The 5,181-nt window shown below is 41.1% G+C and carries 6 protein-coding genes; all 6 read left to right on the top strand.

Features of this window, described 5'->3' with window-relative positions; all coding sequences use genetic code 11:
* Nucleotides 1–563 precede the first annotated feature (563 nt).
* The 6 genes from EHSB41UT_RS24040 to EHSB41UT_RS24015 all read left to right on the top strand — a co-directional run bounded on the left by EHSB41UT_RS24040 (nucleotide 564) and on the right by EHSB41UT_RS24015 (nucleotide 4,774).
* Complete coding sequence (locus EHSB41UT_RS24040; RefSeq protein WP_133060656.1) at nucleotides 564–1,115, top strand: hypothetical protein; 552 nt, start codon at nucleotides 564–566, stop codon at nucleotides 1,113–1,115.
* 14 nt (nucleotides 1,116–1,129) lie between these two features.
* Nucleotides 1,130–1,708: a hypothetical protein gene (locus EHSB41UT_RS24035; protein ID WP_207626754.1), complete on the top strand. Its 579-nt coding sequence runs from the start codon at nucleotides 1,130–1,132 to the stop codon at nucleotides 1,706–1,708.
* A 175-nt stretch (nucleotides 1,709–1,883) separates the two neighbouring features.
* The gene (locus EHSB41UT_RS24030) at nucleotides 1,884–2,315 is read left to right on the top strand and encodes a GNAT family N-acetyltransferase (RefSeq protein WP_087113417.1); all 432 of its coding nucleotides are present in this window, start codon (nucleotides 1,884–1,886) and stop codon (nucleotides 2,313–2,315) included.
* Between the two features lie 178 nt (nucleotides 2,316–2,493).
* A complete protein-coding gene (locus EHSB41UT_RS24025) occupies nucleotides 2,494–3,276 on the top strand; it encodes a hypothetical protein (RefSeq protein ID WP_087113414.1) in 783 nt (260 codons plus the stop codon).
* Nucleotides 3,277–3,383: 107 nt separating this feature from the next.
* Nucleotides 3,384–4,067 carry a hypothetical protein gene (locus tag EHSB41UT_RS24020; RefSeq protein WP_087113413.1) on the top strand — a complete coding sequence of 228 codons (684 nt, stop codon included), beginning with the start codon at nucleotides 3,384–3,386 and terminating at the stop codon, nucleotides 4,065–4,067.
* 77 nt (nucleotides 4,068–4,144) lie between these two features.
* Nucleotides 4,145–4,774, top strand: a complete 630-nt coding sequence (locus EHSB41UT_RS24015) for a DUF4272 domain-containing protein (protein ID WP_087113412.1) — start codon at nucleotides 4,145–4,147, stop codon at nucleotides 4,772–4,774.
* The last annotated feature ends 407 nt before the right edge of the window (nucleotides 4,775–5,181 follow it).

Genomic DNA, 5,181 nt, shown 5'->3' with positions numbered 1-5,181 from the left:
AATATTCGTCCCGCAACGCTCAAACAAACGGTTAAACACTGTGCAAAAAACACGGTCTCTGCCGTGCCACCCTCCGGGTAACAAGAGCTTCAAATGGGACGCCTCCGGCGCCCCATAAGCGGGCGTTGTGCGTCTTGTCGCTATTTGAATTGTGCCTGTCTTCTATAACGGGGAATTAACAGTTCGGTGCTCGCTGGCATAAATATTGTGCCAAACAAGTTCATTTTCATCAGTTAAATCGTGCCAGATAATGTTCGTGCACTGCCAGCGCCAATAGCATCGGTGCCGCTTTATCCAGCGCGTGGCAACATCTGTGTTCATCAAAACGCTTTAGCATTTTCGCTACTGCGTGGTTCGTGCCCTCAGCTGGCAAAATCAACATTGGGGTTTCTGGCTAATTCTGCCCTACCCAACAACAAGCATCGTGCACAAGCCAGTTATCACGCTCAGTGGTAACTTCACTGTGCGCACAACAAGCACATCAAGCGGGACGCCTTCGGCGCCCCGTATGTGGGCGTTACGCGCTCCCATACAAATACATCTCCAATAACAATGAGAATCTGATGATGAACAACAATAATCTCTCAGATAAAATAGAAAAGGTACTTATCGTTAAAAAAGATATTTCCGCAAGAGAGATTGCAGAAATACTTAATGCGGACAAATCAACCATAAACCGCATTCTATATAAAGATGACCGTTTCGTCTCATTGGGAAGTACCCCTCCACGTTGGAAAGTAAAGGCTGTTATCCCAGTATATAAGGAAAAGGAAGAGTACAAACAGCTTGATAAGTGGGAAGGTATACCTGGTTATTTGGGATATAAAGTCGGCGTTTCGGGTAAATTCGCGCGTCAAAGGCGTGATATTCTTGACCGGATAATGACAAGAGATTTACCTAAAGTTCACTCGAAAGAGTACATGGACGAATGGGGAGAAATCAATTCACAGGTCAGGCTGCAAAGACTTGCAGGGCACCTAACTGTGCAGCACAACACAAGAAAAAGCTCCACATTCAAAACCGCACGCACAGAATGGAAACTGGATTTAGAATATCTGAAAGAAAAATATCATGACGGGTCATGGGGCTGGCCACGTCTTACCAACACTGATTAACCGGCGCGTAACAAGTGCGTCAAGAAGGGACGCCTTCGGCGCCCCTTACGCAGGCGTTAGCTCCCTACAGAAATATCGAGTTTATGGATATAGAACATATATTTGAGGCCATCAAAGAATTAAAATTTGAAAGGTCCGATATTATTGCTATTGCGAGCTTATTTATTGCAGGAATGACTTTTTTATACACATTCATAAGTAGGTATTTTGATAAGCGAGCTAGAAGACTTGAGTTCTTAGAGTCTAAACTAGCCGATCTCTGCGAAATTTATCAGAGGCTACAACTTGACCTAATAGTTATTGAAGAAAAATTTGCACTAAGTCATTTGAAAGAACTAGGAATGCACGAATATCTTAAAAGTGTGAGAAAGGATATTTCTGGAAACGCTCTCAATAGTGCAATAAATCTACAGAATCTAGTCACGAAAAACAGGAAGAAAATTAAGTTAAAAAGAATCGAAGAACTTATTATCCAGGTTGAGGACATGCGCCAAAAATCTTGTGGCTATAGTGAGAACATTCGCGCTCGTATGGATAATGCGTACGACAGATATGATAAAATTCTCTCTACAAAACCATTTGAAACAAAATAAAAAACACCGCATAAACGGAAGCTAACAAGTGCGTCAAGAAGGGACGCCTTCGGCGCCCCTTACGCAGGCGTTATGTGATAGGTGCATACCCTCACTTACGAGCACAAAACGGTACGTGATAGAATTTCAGGTTCGCGGCTGCACATCCAAGCAATTGCACTTAAATGAGAAATTTATGATTGTTGAAAATGTGCTTCCTGACTATTACGCAGAAATGCTAAATGTTTGGGAAAACTCAGTCCGAGCAACTCATGACTTCATTTCCGAGGAAGATATTGAGTACTTTAAGCCTATCATCATTGAACAGGCTTTCCCTGCCGTAACACTGAAATGCGTCAAGGACTCTACCGGTAAAATTTTAGGATTTATCGGTGTCCATGAACGTAAAGTTGAGATGCTTTTTGTCCTCAACGAATTTCGGGGAAAAGGCATCGGTAAAATGTTACTTGAATATGCAGTGGGTCCCTTAAACGCTGTTTATGTCGATGTTAACGAACAGAATCCTGGTGCTGTCGGTTTTTACGAGCATATGGGCTTCTCCGTTACATCTCGATCTCCCACAGATGATATGGGTAAACCCTTCCCAATCTTACATATGAAGTTATAAATCTCGGTTTTTATAATCGAATTTGTCAGAAGAAACGCTTAAGGCTAATAATCTTAGGCGTTTCCGCATGTCTTCAAAAAATCACATAACAAGAACTTCATGTTCGTCGCTTCGCTCCTGGGACGCCTTCGGCGCCCCATAAGCAGGCGTTAGCACACTACAATAATCATCTAAGAATATGGCAACATACAGTACTTTAATAATTTCAATATTAAGTGGATTATTTGGAGCCGCGATAGCTGCATTTTTCAATTATAAAATAAGATTAAAAATAATTGAGAAGGAGAAACTCGCCACAAAGCAAGACTTAGCTTATGTCTATGTAGTGAATTTAAGTGCATTTCCTGCAGCGAGAATCTGGTGTGATGATTTCATTAAAAATATATTAGTGCAACTTGATGAGCCTTTACCTACTGATGAATTTGGAGTTGAGCATGTAACTTCAATCATTATTGATGAGGCAATAAAGAAAATTGACGGAGATTTCTTTGAGTACTTTGAAGTTTTTGATCAAGCAATCGAAAGCATCATAGACATATATTCAAATACAAATTTATCTCAGGAACAGCTAGCATCATTACCAAAAAACACTGTCGTTTTCTATAAACGATACGAGTCACAATGCAAAGCACTTATTTCTTACGCGCAATTCTTCAAGTCTTTATTAAAGTCCAGGAAAACCAGCAAAGCCGCAGATGCAAAGCAAATCAATACATTCATACAACAAGTCATTAACCTGTATAGAAGTGCAAGCATTTTACGGACAGCAATGATCGAATACGGTTCAATAAATCAATCATTAGCTGATTCTTTGGTTCTCAATGAGCTTGAATTTTTGAAAGAACGAATTCTCGATGAAAAAATACACGAGTTAAAAATACGTAAAGCAAGAGAGTTTATGAAAAAAACAGGTTTCTTCGACCAAGTGACCGAGACAAACAAGCATAGTGAACCTGCCTAGTCTATTCGTAATCGTATGCTAACAAGTGCGTCAAGAAGGGACGCCTTCGGCGCCCCTTACGCAGGCGTTATGCCTCATTAATCACATTCGGAGTACAAGGTAATACAATGCAAAAAAAGTCATGTTTTGTAGTAATGGCAATCGGAGACCAACGTCATAACGGAATTGAAGTCAGTGCTTCTGATTTAAAAAGCAAATACACTGATCTCATTAAAGAATCCATTGAAAGCATTGACAAGAACATTGAAGTAATCAGAGCTGATGAAGTTTCATCCGCCGGATCAATTTCAACAGATATCTTTAAACGATTAATGTTATCTGAATATGTAGTTGTTGATATCACATATCCTAATCCAAATGTCTTTTATGAATTAGGGTTGAGGCACGCAGTTCGTAACAAAACAATCCTAATCAAAGAGAAAGGGAGCAAAAACAATCCGTTCGACGTATCAGGATTACGTTACATAGAATATGAAAATACTGCTTCTGGACTTAAGAAACTTAAAGAAAACCTTTCTGGCGCATTTAATACATACAAAGAATCTCCTGGCCAGGTCGACAATGATTTTCTTACTGTAGCCTTATCTATGGGAATGTGTTTTCAACGAATAGTACGTGATAGAAAGAAAGAAGGCCAAAAAAAGGCACTCTCTGCAATTTTAAAGAACAAAGAGATAATTAAGGCAATTGAGAATGGAAACACGAATAATTTTGCGGAGCTTATCTCAAATGTCGAAAACCTAGAAGATTTTGTGGATGGATTAGTTGATGCTGGAGCACTGGAAGACTAAAAAGGCATAACAAGTGCGTCAAGAAGGGACGCCTTCGGCGCCCCTTACGCAGGCGTTAGGTGTCTTAGGAGTTAACATTGAGTCCAGAAGAACGAAAAAAGCAGACTGAACGATTTCTCTCCGAAAGAAATATACCTTTCATCGATTGGCTCCCACCAACAGAAGATGAATCCGAAGTCACACCTAGAACAATAAAAGAGATTGGAGAGCGTATTCTATGCCTGTTTTGTTTAAGCGGTACAGCATTCAATGAAGGTGATACCGAATTCGTTGAATATTTAAAAAATTTTAATTTATGGGACTCTCTGACTAAAGAGGAAAAGCATTACCTCTCAAATCCTACCTATGGAACACAGACACAAATCAATGCCACTTGGCGTCTTGAGGCATTGTATGTTTTAGTCTGGGCCGTAAAACTTGTCCCAGATCTCCCATACCCATCTGAAGAAGCAAGTGTTACAGATTTCATAGATCGTATCCCTACATCAAGTGAAGACCCTATTAGCTTTATAAATTCACTTGAGCTCAGGCCGATTTCCGAAATCATGGATGCATCAGATATCATCTACCGCATGCATTGGGCAGTAAGGAATTACGAGTCTTCGATAGACATCGATGGCGGTGTCATTAGAGAGCGACATCATGCCATAAATTGGCTTACTAATTATGACGGCGAAAGCTGGGATTGGGTGGCAACAGACACCTAACAAGAGCTTCATGTTCGTCGCTACGCTCCTGGGACGCCTTCGGCGCCCCATAAGCAGGCGTTACCCGAGGTTAAGCATTAAAGGGATTGGTGAGTTGGGAGAAAGACAAGTGTGCCCTATTCCAGGTAATTAATTGATTAACGCACTCCGAAAAACACCAAATATTAAACATCGCAATATACGTCTCGCAACGCTCAAACAAGCAGTCAAACATTGTGCAAAAGGCACGGTCTCTGTCTTGCCACCCTCCAGGTAACAAGAGCTTCAAATGGGACGCCTCCGGCGCCCCATAAGCGGGCGTTACACGCTATGAGCAATTAGATCAGTGCCCTACTCAGAAATCGGGGCCACGCCCAACAAGGAGTTCACGGTTCCTGGCGTTCACGTTCCGAGTTTCATAAAGTTCT

Origin of the sequence: Parendozoicomonas haliclonae, from assembly GCF_900174585.1 — a bacterium.
GTDB lineage: Bacteria > Pseudomonadota > Gammaproteobacteria > Pseudomonadales > Endozoicomonadaceae > Sansalvadorimonas > Sansalvadorimonas haliclonae.
Note: the sequence above shows the minus strand (reverse complement) of the source record. Positions and strands in the feature narration are given on the sequence as shown.